At 39.2% G+C, this 22970-nt stretch carries 20 protein-coding genes; 9 read left to right on the top strand and 11 right to left on the bottom strand.

All coding sequences use genetic code 11. The features are described 5' to 3' along the window. Nucleotides 1-81: 81 nt before the first annotated feature. The 3 genes from fumC to cgtA all read right to left on the bottom strand — a co-directional run bounded on the left by fumC (nucleotide 82) and on the right by cgtA (nucleotide 4373). The gene (fumC, locus tag ACTS4L_RS09765) at nucleotides 82-1461 is read right to left on the bottom strand and encodes a class II fumarate hydratase (RefSeq protein WP_440616558.1); all 1380 of its coding nucleotides are present in this window, start codon (nucleotides 1459-1461) and stop codon (nucleotides 82-84) included. A 489-nt stretch (nucleotides 1462-1950) separates the two neighbouring features. Next, nucleotides 1951-3327: a LysM peptidoglycan-binding domain-containing protein gene (locus ACTS4L_RS09760; protein WP_440616560.1), complete on the bottom strand. Its 1377-nt coding sequence runs from the start codon at nucleotides 3325-3327 to the stop codon at nucleotides 1951-1953. A 20-nt stretch (nucleotides 3328-3347) separates the two neighbouring features. Continuing rightward, nucleotides 3348-4373: an Obg family GTPase CgtA gene (gene cgtA, locus ACTS4L_RS09755; protein WP_440616562.1), complete on the bottom strand. Its 1026-nt coding sequence runs from the start codon at nucleotides 4371-4373 to the stop codon at nucleotides 3348-3350. Nucleotides 4374-4519: 146 nt separating this feature from the next. On the opposite strand from cgtA, the gene dnaX reads away from it, so the two are divergent. Beyond that, complete coding sequence (gene dnaX / locus ACTS4L_RS09750; RefSeq protein WP_440616563.1) at nucleotides 4520-6484, top strand: DNA polymerase III subunit gamma/tau; 1965 nt, start codon at nucleotides 4520-4522, stop codon at nucleotides 6482-6484. Between the two features lie 51 nt (nucleotides 6485-6535). On the opposite strand, the gene tsaB is transcribed toward dnaX, so the two are convergent. The 4 genes from tsaB to lipA form a co-directional block, all read right to left on the bottom strand. Then, nucleotides 6536-7198: a tRNA (adenosine(37)-N6)-threonylcarbamoyltransferase complex dimerization subunit type 1 TsaB gene (tsaB, locus tag ACTS4L_RS09745; protein ID WP_440616564.1), complete on the bottom strand. Its 663-nt coding sequence runs from the start codon at nucleotides 7196-7198 to the stop codon at nucleotides 6536-6538. Next, on the bottom strand, nucleotides 7198-9045 hold the full coding sequence (glmS, locus tag ACTS4L_RS09740; protein WP_440651983.1) for a glutamine--fructose-6-phosphate transaminase (isomerizing): 1848 nt from the start codon (nucleotides 9043-9045) through the stop codon (nucleotides 7198-7200). The genes tsaB and glmS overlap by 1 nt, the downstream gene beginning before the upstream one ends. 220 nt (nucleotides 9046-9265) lie before the next feature. Then, the gene (glmU, locus tag ACTS4L_RS09735; RefSeq protein ID WP_440616567.1) at nucleotides 9266-10630 is read right to left on the bottom strand and encodes a bifunctional UDP-N-acetylglucosamine diphosphorylase/glucosamine-1-phosphate N-acetyltransferase GlmU; all 1365 of its coding nucleotides are present in this window, start codon (nucleotides 10628-10630) and stop codon (nucleotides 9266-9268) included. Between the two features lie 374 nt (nucleotides 10631-11004). Continuing rightward, nucleotides 11005-11991, bottom strand: coding sequence for a lipoyl synthase (gene lipA, locus ACTS4L_RS09730; protein ID WP_440616568.1), 987 nt, complete (start codon nucleotides 11989-11991; stop codon nucleotides 11005-11007). 144 nt (nucleotides 11992-12135) lie between these two features. Between lipA and recN the strand changes: the two genes are divergently transcribed. Further along, a complete protein-coding gene (gene recN / locus ACTS4L_RS09725) occupies nucleotides 12136-13794 on the top strand; it encodes a DNA repair protein RecN (RefSeq protein WP_440616569.1) in 1659 nt (552 codons plus the stop codon). Between the two features lie 121 nt (nucleotides 13795-13915). Here the strand turns inward: recN and nudE are convergent, their stop codons facing one another. The 3 genes from nudE to trhA all read right to left on the bottom strand — a co-directional run bounded on the left by nudE (nucleotide 13916) and on the right by trhA (nucleotide 15921). Continuing rightward, nucleotides 13916-14467 carry an ADP compounds hydrolase NudE gene (gene nudE / locus ACTS4L_RS09720; RefSeq protein WP_440616570.1) on the bottom strand — a complete coding sequence of 184 codons (552 nt, stop codon included), beginning with the start codon at nucleotides 14465-14467 and terminating at the stop codon, nucleotides 13916-13918. Then, entirely contained in the window at nucleotides 14457-15146 is a 690-nt protein-coding gene (locus ACTS4L_RS09715; RefSeq protein ID WP_440616580.1) for a nucleotidyltransferase family protein, read from the bottom strand. Before ACTS4L_RS09715 ends, nudE begins: the two co-directional genes overlap by 11 nt. Before the next feature lie 79 nt (nucleotides 15147-15225). After that, complete coding sequence (gene trhA / locus ACTS4L_RS09710; protein WP_440651982.1) at nucleotides 15226-15921, bottom strand: PAQR family membrane homeostasis protein TrhA; 696 nt, start codon at nucleotides 15919-15921, stop codon at nucleotides 15226-15228. Between the two features lie 79 nt (nucleotides 15922-16000). On the opposite strand from trhA, the gene ACTS4L_RS09705 reads away from it, so the two are divergent. From ACTS4L_RS09705 to ACTS4L_RS09675, 7 genes are all read left to right on the top strand, one after another. After that, nucleotides 16001-16141 (top strand): hypothetical protein, encoded by a 141-nt coding sequence (locus ACTS4L_RS09705; RefSeq protein ID WP_440651981.1) that lies wholly within the window; start codon nucleotides 16001-16003, stop codon nucleotides 16139-16141. Nucleotides 16142-16206: 65 nt separating this feature from the next. Further along, nucleotides 16207-17337, top strand: a complete 1131-nt coding sequence (locus tag ACTS4L_RS09700; RefSeq protein WP_440616573.1) for an MlaE family ABC transporter permease — start codon at nucleotides 16207-16209, stop codon at nucleotides 17335-17337. Between the two features lie 3 nt (nucleotides 17338-17340). Continuing rightward, a complete protein-coding gene (locus tag ACTS4L_RS09695; protein ID WP_440616574.1) occupies nucleotides 17341-18135 on the top strand; it encodes an ABC transporter ATP-binding protein in 795 nt (264 codons plus the stop codon). A gap of 2 nt (nucleotides 18136-18137) precedes the next feature. Further along, nucleotides 18138-19046 carry an MlaD family protein gene (locus tag ACTS4L_RS09690; RefSeq protein ID WP_440616575.1) on the top strand — a complete coding sequence of 303 codons (909 nt, stop codon included), beginning with the start codon at nucleotides 18138-18140 and terminating at the stop codon, nucleotides 19044-19046. Continuing rightward, nucleotides 19046-19714 (top strand): ABC-type transport auxiliary lipoprotein family protein, encoded by a 669-nt coding sequence (locus tag ACTS4L_RS09685; protein ID WP_440616576.1) that lies wholly within the window; start codon nucleotides 19046-19048, stop codon nucleotides 19712-19714. The genes ACTS4L_RS09690 and ACTS4L_RS09685 overlap by 1 nt, the downstream gene beginning before the upstream one ends. A gap of 612 nt (nucleotides 19715-20326) precedes the next feature. Then, nucleotides 20327-21373, top strand: coding sequence for a YcaO-like family protein (locus ACTS4L_RS09680; protein WP_440617970.1), 1047 nt, complete (start codon nucleotides 20327-20329; stop codon nucleotides 21371-21373). Continuing rightward, on the top strand, nucleotides 21366-22460 hold the full coding sequence (locus ACTS4L_RS09675) for a TfuA-like protein (RefSeq protein ID WP_440617971.1): 1095 nt from the start codon (nucleotides 21366-21368) through the stop codon (nucleotides 22458-22460). Before ACTS4L_RS09680 ends, ACTS4L_RS09675 begins: the two co-directional genes overlap by 8 nt. A gap of 22 nt (nucleotides 22461-22482) precedes the next feature. On the opposite strand, the gene ACTS4L_RS09670 is transcribed toward ACTS4L_RS09675, so the two are convergent. Beyond that, on the bottom strand, nucleotides 22483-22878 hold the full coding sequence (locus ACTS4L_RS09670) for a hypothetical protein (RefSeq protein WP_440617972.1): 396 nt from the start codon (nucleotides 22876-22878) through the stop codon (nucleotides 22483-22485). Nucleotides 22879-22970: the final 92 nt, after the last annotated feature.

The raw sequence follows: 22970 nt of genomic DNA, 5'->3' as shown, positions 1-22970 counted from the left end.
TACAGTAGATTCCTTTGCTAACAACTTCAAAGATAAATTTAGCAAAAGTCAACATATTTTAGATGGGACAGCCGTGATAAATTAAACCATTTTATAAGGATCAACCACTTGATCAAACTCAGACTGTGATAGAAACTTCAATACCTGATTCGCTTCACTTAATGACGTATCATGCTCATCGGCATAATGCGCTAATTGTGATGCTTTATCATAACCGATCACTGGACTTAATGCCGTTACTAGCATTAAAGAATTACGCAAATACTCATTGATCTTTTTCTTGTTCGGTTTGGTACCCTCAAGTAAAAACCGTGTAAAGTTGATTGAGCAATCCGATAAAAGATTAATCGATTGCAAAATATTATAAATCATTATCGGCTTGTAAACATTCATTTCTAGATAACCCGCGCTCCCACCGATGGTTACTGCCACATCAAGCCCAAACACCTGTGCACAAGCCATTGCCATTGCCTCGCACTGTGTTGGATTGACCTTGCCTGGCATAATGGAAGATCCCGGTTCATTAGATGGAATAAGCAATTCATGAAATCCCGCGCGCGGTCCACAACTTAAAAGGCGAATATCATTGGCAATCTTAAATAATGAATTTGCCAACACTTTGATCTGTCCCATCAATGCAACCAAAGCATCATGCGAGCCTTGTACGGCAAATTTATTAGGCGCAGATATAAACGGTAATCCGGTAATCTTAGCAATATATTGACATGCTTTTTCAGCAAAACCTTTAGGTGCATTAAGTCCCGTACCCACGGCAGTGCCACCAATCGCTAATTGATAAACATCTACTAAAGCATGCTCCAAACGGGCGATATCCTGCTGTAGTAGTTCAGCATAGCCTGAAAACTCCTGCCCCAAAGTTAATGGTACTGCATCTTGCATATGCGTGCGCCCAATTTTGACAATGTTGTCCCATTCTTTAACTTTTCTTGTTAACTCTTTATGCATAAGCTTAACCGCAGGAATTAATGTTTTCTTAACCGCCACTGCTGCTGAAATATACATCGCTGTAGGAAAAGCATCATTTGAAGATTGTGACATATTCACATGATCATTGGGATGAATGGGCATTTTGCTACCAAGCTTGCCACCTGCGATTTCAATCGCCCGATTTGAGATCACTTCATTGACATTCATATTTGATTGCGTGCCACTACCGGTCATCCATACATGCAAGGGAAATTGATCTTCATGTTTGCCATCAATAATTTCATCGGCAACTTGCATAATCAGCGCTTTTTTATCCTCTGGCAAAATACCTAAATCAAAATTTGCCATTGCCGCTGCTTTTTTCAAAATGGCAATTGCTTTAATCACCTCATGTGGGATTAGCTCCTGCCCAATCGAAAAATGGATCAACGAACGCTCGGTTTGCGCACCCCAGTATTTACTGTTATCAACTTCGATTTCGCCTATGCTATCGGTTTCTTTGCGTGTATTCATTAGCTCAACTCCTATTGATTGGGCGTATGCAATACGCCCCTACGTATTGACTATTACCTCTCCCCTTGAGGGAGAGGTCGTGCGGCTTAAGCTGCACGGGTGAGGGGTAATTAAAATGCATATGTTCATCGGATGTATGCAATACGTCCCTACGTAATATATATCATTAAATGTATGCACTGCTATGTAATAGCATATAAATTAATGGCATACCACCCCTTGAGGAGGATCACTAACCATCCATGGCAGCTTCAAACTGGATCCTCACGCCATCCTAGCTCAGGATGACAAATCAGAGGGTGTCATTGCGAGCATGGATGCGTGGCAATCCATTTTATCAGGGATGGCAGATTTAAGTTCGTTACAAAGCCTATATTTACAAGCTACTTCTTAAGGTATTGCCATTAATATATAAATAAGTTGCATCAACTAATACCTCCCCCCTTGCGGGATCGCTCGTGCGGCATAAGCCGCACGGGTGAGGGGTAATTAAAACGCATAAAATTGAGATAGCTTCTCGACATTTCCATTCTGACGAATTTCAAAGCCTAATGCACTGGCTCCATTAAATTTACCAACTGATCCCAGAAGCTCTCCTTGTGTCACATCTTGCGACTCTTTGACATTAATGCTGTTTAAATTATTATACGCTGAAATATAACCATCTTTGTGGCTAACAATTACCATTTGTCCATAGCCCTCCATACCGACACCTGCATATAGCACACTGCCCGCAGCAGCTGAATAGACTTGAGTACCTTGTGGAACATCAATCTCACGTTGCTGATCAATGCCATCTTTATCAAATTTACCTAGCTCTTTTAATGGCCATTGCCATTGGATACCCGCAACAGTTTTACCAGTTGGTAATGAAGCTTTAGAAGTAGTTGGTTTGGTCTTGGTTTTTTCGGCTAGCACAGGTGTTGCAACGGTTGCTGTCGTTGCTTCAGCTGTTTTACTCGTTTTATTTATTTTATTTGTTTTGCTTTCTTTATTCACTTCAACTGTTTGAGCCTTAACGGGTTTAGTTTTAGCCACCGACTCATGCACTTCACTTTTGATTGCCACAGTGCTTGGTTCAGCTGATGAATGATGCTCAGGTGCAACAACACGCAGCTTTTCACCAACGTAAATCATACTCGGCTCTTTGATATCATTCCATGCCTGAATATCAGATAAGCTCACGTCATTAGCAACCGCAATCTCAAGCAAAGAGTCACCTGATTGCACAATATAAAACCCAGTTTTACTTTTGGCAATATGATGTGTCGCAACACTTACATTATCATCATTGTGCGCTAAATCATGCATATCGAGCTCTTTATCCTGATTAATCGCTTTACCTTGCGCTTTTACTGGCTCAGGTGATGACTGCGCACTTTGGCTTTGCGCTACAGGAACCGCACTAGGATCAATCACAGGGGTATTACTTAGATGTTGGTTAGAGGCATTAGCCGACCCTGTAACGGCCGAAACTTTAGAGCCTGCACCAATTGAACTAGCAGTTACTGCCGATCCATTGCCCATGGGTACTAATACACCGCCTTGGTATGTATACGTCTGCCCATCACGCCGAATTTTCTCACCCGGCAAAGGTCCGACACGAATCGTGGATCCAGGTGTGAGCACATAAGGCGATTTAAGCTTATTCCATAAGATAAGTGTTCTTTCAGTGACATTAAAGCGACGTGATATATCATACAACGAATCACTAACTTGCACCGTGTAATAGGTTTGCTGTGTTGGGATATTGGTTACTGGCGCACTTTGCTGTTGACCATTAAAGAATTGATTAATTGCACTGCAGCCTGACAATACAAGAACTGCCGTGCTTAATGCGACTATTTTTTTTATTTTTTTTATCACATAAGCTCCTTTGAGAGGATCTATTTCCAAGAGTCCTTTGACGTTAGCATTGTCATAATTTTTTGCAACATTTTTTCGGTATTCTGCCCGCTCATTCCGGAAATAAAGAAGTAAGGCTCATTTTTGTTCCAATCAATCCCTTGCAGAATATGTTCACAGATTTCATCAACTTCATTTTGAGGTAATTGATCAATCTTGTTGAGCACTAACCAACGTGGTTTTTGGTACAGTGCCTCACTGTATTTTTTAAGTTCATTTTCAACTTTATGATAATTCTCAATCGGGTCTGAGCCATCAACCGCCAACACATCAACCATATGTAACACACACTTGGTACGTGTTAAATGCTTCAAAAACTTCAAACCCAGTCCTGCCCCTTCAGCAGCTCCCTCGATAACCCCAGGAATATCTGCAATAACGAAGCTTTCATATTGCCCAACACGCACAACACCTAAGTTAGGATACATTGTGGTAAATGGATAATCAGCCACCTTTGGCGTTGCTGCAGACACTGCACGAATCAATGTCGATTTACCTGCATTGGGCAAACCCAATAAACCAACATCAGCTAACAGTTTAAGCTCTAAGCGAATCTCAAAAGATTCACCCTCTTCACCATAGGTAAACTGTCTTGGCGCCTGATTGGTGCTGCTCTTGAAATGAACATTACCAATACCGCGTCGCCCACCTTGTGCAAGCTTTAACACATCACCATCTTTAAGTACTTCACCGACTTTTTGATTGGTGGTTGCCTCATAAGCAATCGTGCCAACAGGAACGATAAGATATAAATCCTCACCCTTTTTACCGGCACACTTCTTGCCTTCACCAGGTTTGCCACTTTGCGCTTGGTAATTACGTTGATAACGATAGTCAATGAGTGTATTAACATTCTCATCTGCCAACATAAATACACTGCCGCCATGCCCGCCATCGCCACCATCAGGTCCACCTTTTGGGACATATTTCTCACGACGAAAACTCACACAACCATTGCCACCCTTTCCCGCATGCACGGTAATCACGGCTTCATCTACGAACTTCACAGTAACCCTTTTTATCTTTACTATTTACGCCGTCTATGATCCAAGAATTTCACAAAAATGTACAGCATAAAAACTGATAAACTCACTGTGCATTAGGCAAGGTTGTCGTTATACTAGTTGCTAATTTGAGTTAGCAAAGTGCACAGATGTCTTATCAGGTTTTAGCCCGCAAATATCGCCCTAAAAACTTCTCCGAAGTTGTCGGTCAACAACATGTTTTAAATAGCTTAATCCACGCATTGGATCAAAATCGCTTACATCACGCTTATCTTTTCAGCGGAACCCGAGGTGTTGGTAAAACATCCTTAGCGCGGCTTTTGGCAAAATCAGTGAATTGCTTAAATGGCGTATCCTCCCACCCTTGTGGTCAATGTGAGCATTGTCTTGCTATTGAACAAGGTCGCTTTGTTGATTTGATTGAAATTGATGCGGCTTCGCGCACAAAAGTTGAGGATACGCGTGATATTCTAGATAATGTGCAATATATGCCAAGCCAAGGTAAATACAAGATTTATCTCATTGATGAAGTGCACATGTTGTCACAACATAGCTTTAACGCATTACTTAAAACACTTGAAGAGCCACCTGAGCACGTTAAATTTCTGTTAGCAACAACTGATCCACATAAACTACCCATCACGATTTTATCTCGCTGTTTGCAGTTTAACTTAAAACACTTAAGTGAGACGCAAATTGAGCAAAAACTCGTTGACATTCTTGGACTTGAAACAATTGCCTTTGAACAAAATGCGTTAAAAATTATCGCCCATGCTGCTGATGGTAGTATGCGTGATGCACTGAGTTTAACCGACCAATCGGTTGCTTATAGTAAAGGCGAAATTCTAACGCATGCTGTGCAAACGATGCTTGGCATTGTTGATAAAGAAATGATTGATAAACTGGTGATTGCATTATTAGAGGAAGATACTAAAGCCATTATTAACTTTTCAGATGACATTATTCTCGCGGGTAAATCACCACAATCGGTATTAAACGCTCTGGCAGAATGTTTCTATTACGCAAGTCTCACTGGCTTTAGCTATCAGAATTTATCAAGCACCCCCTGCTCATATGAAATGCTTAAAACCATATCAGAACATTACAGTAAAGATACATTACAACTTTATTATCAACTGACGATTAAAGCCAAAGAAGATATTCATTTAGCCCCAAATGCCCAATGTGGGTTAGGTATGGCACTATTACGTTTGTGCGCTTTTTCACTGGATTTGCTGCCCGCATCACATACGACAAACAAAACGCCACCACTGACAAATACAAAAACAGCATCAAGCTTAAACAAAAAACCTGATTTAAGCGCACTTAAAAAAGCACTTGCAGCGCCAAGTAAACCCCATTCTGTTAGCCAATCGAATGAATCAACTGTTATTGCGCCTGTTACGGATAAAACTATAGCACCAATCCTTGTGACAGAAGGTGAAGCACTTAATAAATCCATCAAGCCAATTATTGTTGAAGAGTCAAACCCCAGTATTAACCACGCAACAATTGAAGTAGAAGCAGTAGATAATCATAAAGCTACGGCACAGAGTGACACTATTGTTGAAAACACTAATAATACAAGAGCAATCAACAATAGCAAAAATAGCAAAAATAGCAAAATTGATTGGTATCACCTAAGCCAAAGCCTTGGACTTAAAGGCACAACATTACAAATTGTCTTAAACTCAAGTTTGCTTGATAACACCGATAATATCTATACATTACAAACTGCTGATTCGGTTAAAGCACTCATTACAACAAATGCAATTAAGAAAATTGAAAATGCTTTACGCCTTAAACAAGGAGGTAATATCAAGGTGGTTTTTAGCCACTTAAATCAAGAGCAAGTATCTACTAAAGCAAATACTAACGTCACATTAGCTGCACCTAATGAGCAAATGGCTAAGCAATCAACCGCAGATGCAGCTATATCACCAGCTGAGCATACTGTTGAAACACCACAAGTAACACCCGCACAGGTCATTCAACAACAAAAGGCGCAAAAAATCGATGAAATTTATACATCATTAAAGGAGAATCCTGAAATTCAAAACCTTGAGAAGTTAGGCTTTCAACTCAATAAGGATAATATAAAACTGAAAGGTTAGTTACCTAGCAAAGCATCTAATTGCGTTTGATTTAATTGCCCTTCCTTGAGGTTACAACTTTTTCCACTGAGACGTACCCTGAAGATATATGGGTTGAACAATAGCTTGAGTCTTATGATTTTTCAACTGTTGATAGTTATATTGAATTACATCTTGCAGCAAACTGGCATCTGGACAATAATCTATGGCATTGAGCGCTATATCAACATTGTTTATCACATCACCGATAATAAAGCCTAAATTTTGCTTCTCAATCTCATCATTAAATGCAGCGACTTTCAGACATTTTTCTTGAGTAACATTCATAATCTGCAAGTCTTTATCCCAGACATATTGCCCAAAATACACATCAGACATCCGTGCATCAAGTATGACACTAACATGCTCAGCTTTATAGCCATAATAAGCACTCATCGCAATTGCCTGCATTGATGAAAAACCAACCACAGGACAATTTAGGGTTAACGCCATTGCTTGAATAGCTGCTGCAGCAAGACGCACACCGACGAAGCTGCCTGGACCCACACCATAGGCAAGTAAATTAATATCTCTTTTTCCTATACCTGCTTGCTGAACTAACTCATCAATCATCGGTAAAAGTTGTTCATTATGCTTGCGCGGGATATGACGCGTTACGCTAAAGCATTCTTTATCATCTGTAAAAAGTGCTATCGAACAATATGCAGTTGATGTATCAATTGCTAAGATATTCATTACTCAACCGTTACTGACTTTGCTAAATTGCGTGGTTGATCGACATCTGTGCCTTTTTGTACTGCCACGTGATAAGAGAAAAGTTGCAATGGAATAGTGAAAATAATCGGTGAAATCACCTCCGGCACACTCTCGATAATAAAGGTATGTTTTGAATCAATATGTAGTGACTGACTAATCGCATGATCAACAAACACATAGAGCTTACCACCACGTGCTTGCACCTCTTGCAAATTACTCTCAAGCTTCTCAAGCAAAGCATCATTGGGTGCCACCGCAACAATCGGCATATCTTTATCAACTAAAGCCAATGGACCATGCTTGAGCTCACCTGCCGGATAGGCTTCGGCATGAATATAAGAAATTTCTTTAAGCTTAAGTGCTCCTTCTAACGCTACTGGATATTGAACACCTCGACCTAGAAACAATGTATGATGTTTCTCAACAAAGTCATAAGAAAGCTGTTCAATTTCAGCATCTAATGCCAAGACATTCTTGGCAATTTCAGGTGCTTTTTTGAGTGATGATAAAATATTTTTCTCACGTTCTAAGTTCAATGTTTTTCGTGATTTACCCAAGGCAACAGCAAGTAACAAAAAGCCAACTAACTGTGTGGTAAATGCCTTGGTTGAAGCCACACCCATCTCAAGACCGGCTTGCGTCATAAACACCAAATCGGCTTCACGCACCATTGAACTATTCGGCATATTACAAATACTCAATGTTTTCATAAACCCAAGCACTTTGGCTTGGCGCAGTGCGGCTAAGGTATCTGCGGTTTCGCCTGATTGTGAAACGGTGATAAATAAGCTATTTTTTGGCACCACACTCTGGCGATAACGAAACTCACTGGCAATATCAACATCAACAGGAATTTGTGCATATTCCTCGATCCAGTATTTAGCAACCAATCCGGCGTGGAAGCTCGTGCCACATGCCACAATTTTTACATGCTCAACATCAGCAAAAAGTGATTTGGCTTCCAAGCCAAACTTCTCAATAATAATCTCATTATCAACACTAATGCAATTAGCAAACGTATCAGCGATTACTTGCGGCTGCTCAAAGATTTCTTTTTGCATATAATGCTTATATTTACCTTTAGCAGCAGCATCTTGAGCTTGGTCTAGCTCTTTAATATCTAAGTTTTTTTGGGCGCCTTCATGATCATACGCTTCTACTTTGTCACGTGTTACAAGTGCCATATCACCTTCATCAAGATAGGCAAAACGATTGGTAACAGGCAACAATGACAAGGTATCAGAAGAGATAAAATTCTCACCAATCCCAAAACCAACCACAATGGGGGAGCCCGAACGCACCACAACGACACTATGTGGATGATCTTCATGCATAACCGCTAGACCATATGCACCTTTAAGCTTCTTAATCACCGCTTGAACATTAGTAATAAAGTCATTTTTAACATTCCAATGATGCTCTAGTAAATGCGCGATCACTTCAGTATCCGTTTGTGATTGAAATGATACACCCTCTGCGATGAGCTGTTCTTTGAGTGACATATAGTTTTCAATAATACCATTATGTACAATCGCAATTTTGCCTGACTGGCTGACATGAGGGTGTGCGTTTTGCTCTGATGGTTCACCATGCGTTGCCCAACGGGTATGCGCAATACCAGTAGAACCTTTAAAACCACTGTCTTTAGCGACTTTTTCTGCCAGCATCTGCACCTTACCTAAAGCACGCAAACGTTCAATTTTACCTTTATTATCTAACAGTGCCACACCCGCTGAATCATATCCACGATATTCAAGACGCTTTAGCCCCTCAAGTAAAATCGCCAATACATTGCGCTCAGAAACCGCACCAACAATACCACACATAATTTTCTCGCTTTTTTGTTTATTGGGCGTATGCAATACACCGCTACACTTTATTTGTTTTATTCGGGCGTATGCAATACGTCCCTACATAGTAATAATTCAAAAATGAGTTGAACTTCAATTACACCCCTCACCCGTTCAGCTTAAGCTGACGACCTCTCCCGCAAGGGGAGAGGTATTGGCTGGTGCAACTTATTTTTGATTCATTACATAGTATTTGCTACTTTTTAACCGGTCGCTGCCAACCTGGGACAACGGTCTGCTTATTCATTCGATTAATCGTCAGTTTTCCTTCAGGCACATCCTTGGTGATCGTTGAACCAGCAGCAATATTAGCGCCATCACCAATATGAACAGGTGCAATCAACTGACAATCAGAACCAACAAATACATCATTACCAATCATTGTTTGATGTTTGTTAGCTCCATCATAATTGCAGGTAATGACACCGGCACCGATATTACAGTCATAACCTACCGTACTATCACCAATATACGTTAAATGATTGGCTTTACTTCCCTTGCCAATCGTTGATTTTTTAATCTCAACAAAGTTACCAATATGCGCACCCTCATCCAATACACTGCCTGGGCGAATACGCGCAAAAGGTCCAACAACAGCATCGGCTTTAATATCAGCACCATCGATAATAGTATTGGGTTTTATCTTAACATTATTACCAATCACACAGTCTTTTAAGATGCAATTAGCGCCAATCACACAATCCTCGCCAATGACAACATTGCCTTTGATCAATACATTGATATCCACCCACGTATCAGCACCGATATCAACAGAACCTCTCACATCAAAACGACTAGGATCTGCTAAAGAGACACCTTTTGCCATCACACGCTCTGCCACCGCTTTTTGCCACATTCTTTCAAGTTCTGCCAATTGCGCACGCGTATTAACCCCTAAAATCTCGAAGTTATATGCTGGATGTGCGGCGCGAATATTAACTTTATCACGACAAGCAAAGGCAACGATATCGGTTAGATAATACTCTTTCTGTTTATTGTTATTTTCAATGGCAGGTAACCATTGGTGTAGGTGTTTACCGCTAACACAATAAATACCGGTATTAATTTCTTTAATCTGGCGTTGAATGTCAGTTGCATCCTTTTCTTCAACAATCGATTCAATTTCACCAAAGCGATTACGTAAAATTCGCCCAAGTCCCACAGGGTTATCAAGACTTGCTGTTAAGATACCTAGGTCATCGACACGTGTCACTTCAATCAAATGATTAAGGGTATCAAAAGACACTAAAGGCACGTCACCATAGAGTATTAGCACTTTGTCTTCTTTATCAACATAAGGTAAAGCCTGTAATACGGCATGCCCTGTACCTAAACGATCGGTTTGCTCAACCCATGTGATTGTTTTATCTTCCAAAGAGGATTGCACCTGCTGACCAAGATGACCTTGCACTATAATGATATTATCTGCTTGCAGTGATTCCACTGTTTCAACAACGTGTCGTATTAAGGTTTTTCCTGCTAATGTTTGTAACACTTTGGATTTTTTAGAACACATGCGTGAACCTTGACCCGCTGCCAAAATCACTACTGATAAAGCCATTTTGTCTCCTTCTAAACATCTTTTTTGCTTTTTTACTATTTGCAAAACTGCTGCGTATTATATACCGCTCACAAACCATTTTACAGCATTTCTGTCATTGAATTTTACACCCTTTTGAGCGCTTGCATTTTGCCAATAGTCCTAGCTATTATCTGCAATTCAAGCGCTCAAAAGCATCAAAAACTTCTTCAACACCTAACACCGCAAAATGATTTACGAGCGGTATATACCACTGCTACTGGCTTTTGTAGCATTCTCACAAGATATTCTATAGCTCCTTTACTTTCATACTTTCTTAATCATTGCTTGTTCGTACTGATAAATCAATTCATCTGCAGTTATTAGCATAATTCCCTCTACCATCGACTGAGCAATTACAAATCTAAATTATTACGTTTAAATACGCGATCAGCGCGATAACTTGAGCGCACCATAGGGCCTGAAGCGACTTCAAGAAAGCCTTTTCCCAAACCAATTTGACGATAATCGTCAAACTCTTTGGGTGTGACAAAACGATCGATCGCTAAATGATGTTTTGTTGGCTGCATATATTGCCCTAGAGTTAAAATATCAACCTTTGCAGCACGCAAATCATCCATCGCTTTGAGCACTTCGTCATGTGTCTCCCCTAGACCTAACATTAAACTCGTTTTCGTTAAAATCTGAGGTTTTTGTGATTTGACATATTCAAGCACTTTAATCGTTTGCCAATAGCCAGCACGCGGATCACGTACCTTAGTTGTCAAGCGCTCAATCGTCTCAACATTTTGTGCAAAAACATCAACTTCTGTCGCAATAAGCTTATCAATTGCTTTAACATCACCTTGAAAATCAGGTGTTAAGGCTTCGACTTTAATCTCTGGAATAAGTACTTTTATTTCATTAATGGTTTGTGCATAATGTGCCGCTCCTCCATCTGATAGATCATCGCGATCTACTGAGGTTAACACGACATATTGAAGTCCCATCAACTTGACACTTTCAGCGGCATTTTTAGGTTCATTAACATCTAGCCAACCTTTAGGATTGCCGGTATCAACCGAGCAGAACTTACACGCTCTTGTGCAAACACTACCCATCAACATAATGGTTGCTGTGCCATGTGACCAACATTCATTAATATTAGGGCACTTCGCCTCTTCGCATACTGTGGATAATTTATGCTTTTTAGTTAATGACTTCACTTGCAAATAGGTCTTCGTTGAATCTTGCTTTGCGACCTTTAACCAATCAGGCTTTTGAATACGAATCTCATTGATTTTCTTATCTTTAATACCATCTTTGACTGCTGAAAAGCCTTGATCTGTTTGGTATTTTTTACCGCTTTCAACTTTTACTGGAATATCGATTAACTTGCTCATATGAGTTATTTTGAATACTTTAAGCGCTTAAAACTTAAGACGCATCATGACAAAAAAAGACGCTTAAGACAATGTTATTTTAAAAGCTTTTTAGAACTGGATATGCTACATTTTTAGCATACTTTATCTTAAGACCACTAAACAATGCTTAACTTTCTTGGAATCAAAAACTTTGCCATTATCAAAAACGCTGAAATCCATTTCAAATCGGGTATGACGACAATCACAGGCGAAACCGGTGCTGGAAAATCTATTTTGTTAGATGCTCTAAATATCGTGCTTGGTGCACGTGTTGATAAGTCTGCACTAACCAATGGTGAGACGTGTGAAATCTCTGCTGTTTTTGATATCAGCAAGATTCCTAATGCTACGATGCTATTAAAAAGCTTTGAGCTAATCGACGACAATGAATGTTTATTGCGTCGTGTGATTCAAAAAGATGGCAAAACACGCGCATTTATCAATGGCAGTTTAGTGACCTTAATACAGCTTAAACAATTAAGTGAACAATTAATTAGCATCTATGGCCAGAATGCTCATCACAGTTTATTAGATCCTGCCAATCAGTTAATGCGTCTTGATACTTATGCTGGTTTAAGTGCTGAAGTAGATGAAATTAGCGCAATTTTTAAAGAGTTATCTGAGATCAATTCACTCATAAGTGACGAGAAAGAGCGTATTGAAAAAGACAAAACAGCTTTAGCGTTAATGCAATATCAATATGATGAACTGGTTCAATTAAACCTTAGTGCCGATGAATTGAATGAGCTTGATCAAGAACACAAATCACTGGCTAATGCCGAGGCACAAATTCAGGTCATCGCCCAAGTCGTTGATTGCATCAATGACAATGAGCAAAGCCTATTAGGCACAATCGATAATCTAATCCATCAATTAAGCGCATATAGCGATAACCCATCGTTTAAAAACATTTATGCTCTACTAACAGAATCTACAGTCTATTTAAAAGAAGCCGAACATGAGGCAAGACACCTTTTAGATCACTTAGAGATCAATCCTGAAAAACTACAACAGATTGACCAACGCCTTAATGAAATATATCAGCTAGCGCGCAAGCACAAGGTAGACCCTAAACAGCTTTATCTGCATATTACTGAGCTTGAGCAAAAAATAAATGCTCACGCACAAAATGAGCAAAAACTTCTGCAATTAACCAAAGACAAATCACTTTTAGAGGAAACTTATCTTAGCAAAGCCAAGATACTAAGCAACAAACGTCAAGCCGCAAGCAAAGTATTCGCCAGTGAAATTGAACAGTATATTCGTCAACTAAATATCCCAAAGGGGGAGTTTTACGCACGTATTACTCAACGTCCAACAAAACATGCCAATGGCATCGATCACTGCGACTTTTTAATTAACTTTAATCCAGGGCAGCAACCTGCACTTATTGATAAGGTCGCCTCAGGCGGTGAGTTAAGCCGCATTGGACTGGCAATACATGTCGTCTCATCGAAAAAAATCGCCCCGCCAACCATCATCTTTGACGAGGTCGATGTCGGTATTAGTGGCGGCACGGCTGAGATTGTGGGTAAGCTTCTTAAGCAAGTTGCTAAAAACGCACAAATCCTTTGTATTACTCATCAAGCACAAGTTTCTATTCAAGGTGACCAACAATTACATATCAGCAAAAAGCATCTTGAGCATGACACGATTTCTCAAGTGCTCGAACTCAATAAAGAAGAACGCATTAATGAAACAGCACGCATTATTGGCGGTGTTGACATTACTAATAAGACACTACAACACGCCAAAGAAATGTATGAGCTGTATCACAAGTAGTTATAGTTATAAGTTGAATTTCAATCACCTCTCACCCGTGCAGCTTACGCTACACGACCTCTCCCACAAGGGGCGAGGTAAGAATTTAGCGTAGCTTATTTCTTCATTTCTTTATCACCAACTATTTTCCTAGCCACTTTTTCCAGACAAATAACAAAGCGGCAAAGCTTCGACACTCGATAAACTGCGGATGCGTAATAAGTGCATCAATATCTGACAATTTCCATGGCACCACTTCTAAATCTTCCGGTTCATCGCCTTCGGCAGTTTTGACTGAAAGGCCTTCCGCAACAACTAATGAGATATGCTGCTTCATATAATTGGGTGATAAATAGACATCTTTAAGGTAAGTGTAATGCTTTGCGGTAAAACCTGCTTCTTCCATCAATTCCCGATCGGCTGCTTGATAGAGTTCCTCACCTTGATCAATCGCACCTTTTGGAAAACCCAAAGTGTAATCCTCAACACCCGATGAATATTCTTTAATAAGCAAAACGGTATCATCATCAAGCATTGGTACAATTAATACCGCCGTGTGTCCATCACTTTTTGGTGCAATGCGCTCATAAGTACGTGTGTTACCATTACTAAACGTTAAATCCAGCGCTTCAACTTTGAATAAACGTGACGCAAATAACTCTTTTGTACTATTGATAACTGGCTTAATAGCCATTACTGATCTCCTGCCAACGCTCAGGTGTTCCAACATCACACCAATTGGCATGAAACACTTCACCACTTATTGCTTTTTGTTCAATGAAAGTCTGCCAAATACTTGGTAGAGAAACACTCTCTCCGACATAAACATTGGCAAACAATGATTTCTGGCACACACTAATGCCTGTATAGGTATAACTTTGACCTATTTTATCCGTTTTATCGATAATATTGCCTTGACCATCCAAACAAAAATCCCCCTTTAGATTATGTTTAGGGTTAGGTACTAAGATTAAATGCGCCAATGATCTCATGGCTTTACTGTGATCAATAATATGTGAGAAATCGTAATCCGTCATCACATCAGCATTAACCACAATAAAGGGGTCACTCAGCCATGGTAACGCTCGAACAATGCCACCACCGGTATCATAGGCATCTAAAGGCTCATACAGGTAGCAAATAGTTATTCCCCAACGCCTACCAAAACCAATCTCATCGACAATTAACTCGGCTAAATAAGCAACGTTAATCACAATAGTGGTTACTCCTGCGGCAACAAGGCGCTCTATTTGCCATTCAATCAATGACTTGCCATTGACTTTAATCAGTGGCTTTGGCGTGTGGTTGGTCATATCCCTCATTCTACGTCCACGTCCTGCTGCCAATATCATTGCGCTAACACCTTGCTTCATCTGTTGCAATCTTATTCCATTTATCATTAATATTTTTTCTCATTGTTAACAAATCATATAATTCAGCATTAGTCTAGGCTTAACTCATCCCCGCAATATAAAGGTAGATTGCAAAAAAATGTGCAATACTGGCCGCTAGTACAAATAAATGCCATAGAAAATGACAAAACTCGATTTTCTCGTCAAGCATGTAAAAAACAACACCACTGGTATAAAGCACACCACCTAAGATAATCCACATCAAGCAGGCACCAGGTAATGCCTCAACGATCTGCACAATAAAACCAATCGCCGTCCAGCCCATAATGACGTAAAGTGCCGTTGATAACCAACCATCTCCAAAAAACAGTACCTTGTAGACAAATCCGGCAATTGCCGCTCCCCATAAAAGCGCAAAAATAATCCAGCCATAAACGCCTGATAACGCGATCAATGCAATTGGTGTATAGGTGCCGGCAATCAAGAAATAAATGTTCAAATGGTCGACTTTGCGCAATATTCTTTTAAGCTTTGGCTTGGACACACCATGGTAAATACTTGAAGCACCATACATTGAGATCAAGCTGACGCCATATATCATTACGGCAACCACGTTAATTGTATAACCTGTCGAAGCGGCTTTAACCAACATCACAATAAGCGCCACGATACTAAAAAGTGCACCAATAAAGTGCGTCAGGGTATTCAAGAACTCTTCACGTCGTGAGTAAAGAGGGTTAGAAGCAGTAGCCATGACTCCCCCTCCATTTAAGTTTTCTTCTTTTTTCAACAACATATATTTTGGTCGATTTTTATTTCAAACGTTGCTATTTTGCGCTATATATAGCCATTAATCAAAAGCTAATAACGATTTTATGTCTAAAAATTTTGTGCTCGCGTCTTCATCACCTTACCGCTTAGCATTAATTAAAACCTACGCACTTAATATTGATGAGTCAATATTGCAAGATGAATCCACTTACTCTTATGATTTAATCTCTTTTACATCCTTTTAATCTTTCCAATATTAGCGATAACCCTCTATACTTTGAAACAGTTGTTCGTTATGTTGGCACCAAGGATGAAAAAAAGAAGCAAGTCAAAAATTACTACGATGAATAAAGACGATGCAAAATTTCATGTCAGTGCTGAAACGCTCACTCTAACAGGGCAATGGCATTGGCAATCGCTTGATCAAAGTATCTTAGCAAAAATCAAAAATATTAAAGAGCAGATTATGTGTATTGATACACAAAAAGTTGAAAAGCTAGATATCTCTGGCGCTTACTTTATCTATAAAATTCAACTGTTTTTTTTGAAGGCTGCCATTAAATCGACTCATACTCAGCAAAGCTTGATCGATCTTGTTCATAAAAATTACACTTCCTACGACAGTCGCTTGCAACCTTTAAATACTTATGAAAAGGTTTATCAAATCGGTGAGCAAACCACGAGTTATATCAAAGACAGTAAAAATCTCATCGCTTTTATTGGTGCAACAGTGATGAGTTATTTACAAGTCATTCGTACACCTTTTGCTACTCAATGGCGCCTATTGCTAGATATCGTTATTCAAACAGGAGTTAAAGCCATCCCGATTGTATCATTATTGTGTTTTTTAATCGGAATTGTACTTTGCTATCAGATCGGTTCACAGCTTAAAATATATGGTGCTAATATCTTTGTTGTCGATCTTTTGGGCATTTCACTATTACGTGAGTTTGCTCCTTTAATTACCGCAATTATTGTTGCTGGTAGATCCGCCTCATCCTATACAGCAGAACTTGGCTCAATGAAAGTCCAGCAAGAAATTGATGCCCTTAAAACCTTTGGCATTAGCCCCATTAAACGTCTGATATTACCACGCATTATTGGTATGATGATCTCCCTCCCCTTACTCATTGTTATTGCTGATATTATCAGTTGTCTCGGTGGCATGATTATGGCCAAAACCTCTCTTGGCATTAGTTTTTATGATTTTTTACAGCGCTTTTCCACAGCGGTTTCATTTAATAACTATCTGACAGGACTGATCAAAGCACCCTTTTTTGCGATTATTATTGGCGCTGTTGGTTGCTATCGCGGCACTGTCGTTAAAAACAACTCTTTAAGTATCGGCCAAGAAACCACTAAAAGTGTGGTTTACGCTATCTTCTTAATTATTGTGACTGATGCCTTATTCTCAATATTATTTAGTGCGGTAGGGATATAAATCATGCAAGACATGAAAAAGCAACCAATCATCGAAGTAAAAAATCTAGGCACCTGTTTTGATGGTGTGTGGGTGCACAAAGAGTTAAGTCTTACAATTTATCCGCATCGCATTACCTCAATTATTGGCGGCAGCGGCTCGGGCAAAACAACATTAATCCGTGAAATACTCATGCTGCAACCGGTGACTGAAGGTGAGATATTTCTGCTCGGGCAAAAAATTTCTGATTTGTGTGATGATGAGATAAAACGTCGTCAATTTGCGAGCCACATGGGCATGATGTTCCAAGGTGGTGCACTCTTTAGTGCCTTAACAGCGCTCGAGAATGTGATGTTTCCCTTGCAAGAATACACTAACTTTAGTCGCGACATTGTCATTGATCTGGCACGTTTGAAGCTTAAAATGGTCGGCTTATCTGAAGATGCTTATGCCAAATATCCCTCGCAATTAAGTGGTGGCATGCTTAAACGTGTCGCACTTGCACGCACTTTAGCACTTGATCCTGAGATTATATTTCTCGATGAGCCCTCAGCTGGGCTTGATCCACATTCGACCTATGAGCTGGATCAATTAATTTTAAAACTAAAACAAGATTTAAACTTATCCATTATCGTGATTACGCATGATTTAGAGAGTATTTGGCGCATTGTCGATGAAGTCGTCTATATAGACCAAAAACGTATTCTTATTCATGATAGCGTTGAGAATGCTGCTAAAATGACACAATATGAAAACCTTAATAACTTCTTTAATGGCGCTAAAACCACTAAAGAAGAAAAAACAATACTAGGATCGTAACCATGAAAAACAATCGTTACTTTGTTGCAGGTTTGTTTATTATCATTACCACCATTGTGATGATTTTTATTGGCTTTTGGCTTGCTTTTGGTTTAAAGGATATAAAATATGACACTTATATCGCACGCTTTAATGAATCAGTGACCGGATTAAATGTCAATGCCGCGATTAACTATAATGGTGTCAATGTGGGTAAAGTTGAAAGCATTAATATTGACAAACAAAATCCAAGCACTGTCATTGTCGTGATGCAAATTCAACAAGGCATTCCAATCTACAATACAACTTATGCAAGTCTGGTGCCACAAGGGATTACAGGTCAAGTATTTATCACCCTATCCCTTTCAAATAATTCTCACCGATATATTGTTAAACCCAAAGATGCGCCACCATTTCCTATGGTTAAAACCAAACCTTCATTTTTAACAAATATTGTTAACCAAATGAGTAACGTTGCTGAGCAAGTCACTTTGATTTCAACACGCGTCGCTAAAATCATTAGTGATGACAATGTTCAAAAAATCAACCATATCGTTAGCAATGTTGAGGATATTTCTAACTCGCTTGCCACTAGCAGTCAGAATATTCATCAAAGTATTGAGTCATTAAAGGTCATTTTAAAAAATGCTGCCAAAAGTTCTAGCGAGCTTGAGCAAATTGCCCATAATATTAACCATGGTTCAAAAGCAGTTGCCCGCGCCTCTGAAGATGTTAGCAAGTCGATTACTAGCTTTAATAATCAGACCCTGCAAGGGGTCAATAATATTTTATTACCTCAACTTGCGCAAACGCTTAACAATATTAATGAAACATCCGTTCAGTTATCTGACCTGTTAAAGAAAATGAATCAAAACCCATCGATCCTTGTGCGCGGTGAATTGCCAAGGAAGCCTGGTCCAGGAGAGCAATAATGTATAGACCCACTCAATTTCTCAAAATATTAAGCATTGCAACCAGTATTAGCATCATCACAAGCTGTGGTATTTTATCCCCAGTTAAAAGTCCTGAAGTTAAACAATATCAAATTATTGCACCAAACTTACAGATGACCCGTAATATCACTGGCGCTGAATTAGTGATTCAAAAAACTGAAAAACGATTTGATTTGACACTGTTTATCGCGCCCTTAACCGCAGATCAACCATATAACTCAACCCAGATGTATTATCGTGAAAACAATTATGAATTAGCAAGCTATACACATAACTTATGGGCAGCTGATCCTGAGCAGATGCTCAGCAAAAACTTACTACAAAGCCTACAGGAATATCATAGCTTTAAGAATATCGTGTCGAGTAATTTTATTGGCTACGCAGACTATCGTTTAACCGGCAATCTTAATCAACTGACTCAAGTAATCAAAGACAATGAAAGTAACATTATTTTATCAGTAAGCTTCACACTAACAAATGCCAATAGTGGTCAAGCTGTTGCCATTAAAACATTTACCTTAAATAAGAAAGCTCAAGCAAATGCTAAGAGCTTTGCTAATGCCACTAACGAACTTGCTGCCGATTTATCTAGAGCATTAAACGACTGGCTTATCACGCAACCGCTAGCAAATAATGCCAACAACTAAAGCCATGAAAAAATGTATGGCTAATTGAATTAAAATTAAATGAGATTTATCAGATAACTTTATTGCCATAAATCAAATTACATGCTACCATCCGCTTATCTTTGTTTCTTCATCAAGAAACTTGCTTGCTAGATTTTAAAAGTTAGCGTGGGGGTAACAACACTGGGGGCAGTGTTCGCAAATGACTATCAACATAGGAATGCTGATAGTCGTTTGTGGCTTTATTTTGCGATGCAGCATAAAACGGATTGCAAAGCAATCAAACATCAGTTTAAAATAGATTGATATACAGTCAATTCTGTCTTTTTTGACAGTATTTATCGTATTTCTCCTGCTTTTTACTTGTCTAGACACTAATGATCGCTATACTCAAGCTATGAGTTCAGCGAATGAGATTGTCCCCAATCAATCTGCCGCGAAACTGCCCCTCCCCCAGTTAGCAAGCAACGGAATACTCGGCAAGGATCAGCGTTGAACTCCAACCATTTTTCTAAGAACCTCCTAAAAGACTTTAAAGCAAATAATTTTAAGCTTTTGCTACTTTAGTCATAAATATTGTTTATGACTCATGTATAATGACCATTTCTTAATACAATAAAAAATACATACAATATGTCGACTTTAGATAGCGCACTGCGTATTAAAACGCCGCTTGAAACACTAGAGGTAATTAAAGCTTATTTACCGCAAGCAAAGATTACACGTCTGGCTAATTTAACGGATCTTGATGATAGTAAAATCCCGGTATACACCTCTATTCGTCCATTGGGTAAATCACTATCAACCAGTCAAGGTAAGTCATTTTCACATGATGCAGCGAAAGTCAGCGCTTATATGGAAGCACTTGAACTATACTTTGCTGAAGAAGTTAAGGCTAAGTTATATGACAAACCATTTGAGAAAAGCAGTCACTTTATCTCACCCAATCAACTCTCTAGCAACATTGTTTATCAAGACGATAAAGAGCATAATTGGTGCCAAGGTAAAAGCTTTCTAACCGATCAAGGCTATTATCTACCCTTTCAATTTATATCCATTGACTCGGGACACCCTGATGTTGTAATCCAAGCGACTGATACCACAGGCATTGCCTCAGGTAATAGTTATGACGAAGCGTTAGTGCACAGCTTATTGGAATGCATTGAACGCAAAAGTACTGCTTTAAAGAGTCAGCAATTTAAACTCGATATTGAGCACATTTTTTATGACAAAATCGCCTTACTTCATCATGTCGAATTCAAATATTATCCGAACCCTTATGGCATTCCAGTGGTTGGCTGCCTAATCCAAAGCAAAGATAAAACAGCTAATCAAATGGTTTTTTCAGGTTATGGCGCGCATCTTAACAAAGAGATTGCTCTTAATCGCGCATTGACTGAAGCCATCCAATCCAAAGTTACTACCATTGCCGGATCTCGTGATGACTTATTTAAACATGCTTATGAGAAATCAAACCTTAAGCTTAATCCAGAAGCTTATGAAATCAGCTTTAGTGAAATTTCTGAGCATAAAACCAATAGCATAACTGAGGCATTAGTGCTACTTAAGGGCGCTCTTCGCAAAGCCCAACAAGATGCACTCATTCATGTTTATCACAGTGAGAAACTCACCTTTTTAAAATCCATTTTGGTCAAACAGGAGGTGCTTGATAATGCTTGATCTAACCAAACTTCAGATCGATGTTTTTGCCGAGACAAGCATCACTCATGCTGAGATTAAAACACATCTGCCGCATGCACGTCTGCATACTTCAGCGAAAACAGGCGATATATTGCGCGTCATTCCAGAGAGTAACATTATTATTCTTATTGATGGCAATTTTGATTTCACTAACTCGGTTTGGCATAAAGAGATTCTTTGTGCACTTGAAAAAGGAATTACCGTCATTGGTGCAGCATCAATGGGCGCTTTGCGTGCTGCTGAGCTTGATGCTTTTGGTATGATTGGCTCGGGTTTTGCCTATGAATGTTATAAAAAAAATATCACAGATGATGATAGTGAGGTAGCAATTAACTACTATCGCTTGGGTGATGAAATGATACAAACAATTCCTAGTATTAATATTCGCGCAACCTGCGATGCCCTTATCGATAACAAGCTATGCACACAGCAAGCTGCTTATGAACTTTTTAATAACGCGCACAATATCTTTTATAAACGTCGCACTTGGCAGGCTTTACAAAGCACGTTAACCGCTGATGCATTTAATCTACTGAAAACGCATTATGTCAATGCAAAATATAACGACGCCTATCAGTGCATCACGCAATTAGCTGACATTATAGATAAGGTAAAAACACAAGAAGACAGAACATCGTTCACAACCCCTTCCACCATTCCGCTTAACAAACTAAAACAAGACACTTTTTGCAGTGATGAGTTTGCTGCCCTTTTATTTGTTTTGCAGAGGATGCATGATCAAGATGATTTTAAACATTCCGATTTAGATATCGCTCATCAAGCGCAAGAACTTCACAAGCTGACGCAGTGGCCAGTTAACATCTGTGAATTTGCACTATGTCAATTAAAGCATGCAGGCATTGCATTCAGCGATCTTGGCTTTATGCGCTCACTCAATATCATCCGCCTGAACCTTGGATTGAATGATGGTGAGGTCTTTAAACAGTGGTGCATTGATAAACAATTAGATATGAGTATTGTTGAAACTACTTTTAGAAACCTTTTACTCGTCAAGCGTCTTGCCAATGCCTATGCGTGTGAGCATCAACTTAATTATGGTTTTTAACGGAATTAAAAGGTATAGAAAACTAAAGGATTACAATACCAGGCGTGTGATTGTCTTGATTTTTCTTAGCCGATTGCTTTAGAAAGTTGGCTGTTTTATCTGGCAAATCAATATTCGTTAACGCAAGATCATAAAGACTTGCTGTTAATAAACGTCCACCGGTCATCGCAAATGCTTTATCTATTGCATTATGCATAATGGTTTTTATATCTTCAAAAATATAATCAACTGATATTTTATCTTCAGGCGTTGACATCATCGTATAAAAAGTTCGCGCCATGCCCATATTGGCAAGGAAATCAGGCACTACTGCAAGCTTGCCATCGACATATTGTGAGCACAGCCCATAACAGTATTCATTTTCAACAAATGGATGGTTTGCGCCACATACAATAAGTTCAAGTCCTGATTTTTGCATTTGATTAATAAAGTCCTGAAGTTTAGAGTTTTAAACATTAAATTTTCAATCAGTCGATCTAATTGTTAGCTCACGCAACTAAGCTTTTAAGC

This window comes from Cysteiniphilum sp. 19S12-1, assembly GCF_052030685.1.
Taxonomy (GTDB): Bacteria; Pseudomonadota; Gammaproteobacteria; order Francisellales; family Francisellaceae; genus Caedibacter.
The sequence above is the reverse complement of the archived record's forward strand: the minus strand, read 5'-3'. Positions and strand labels throughout refer to the sequence as shown.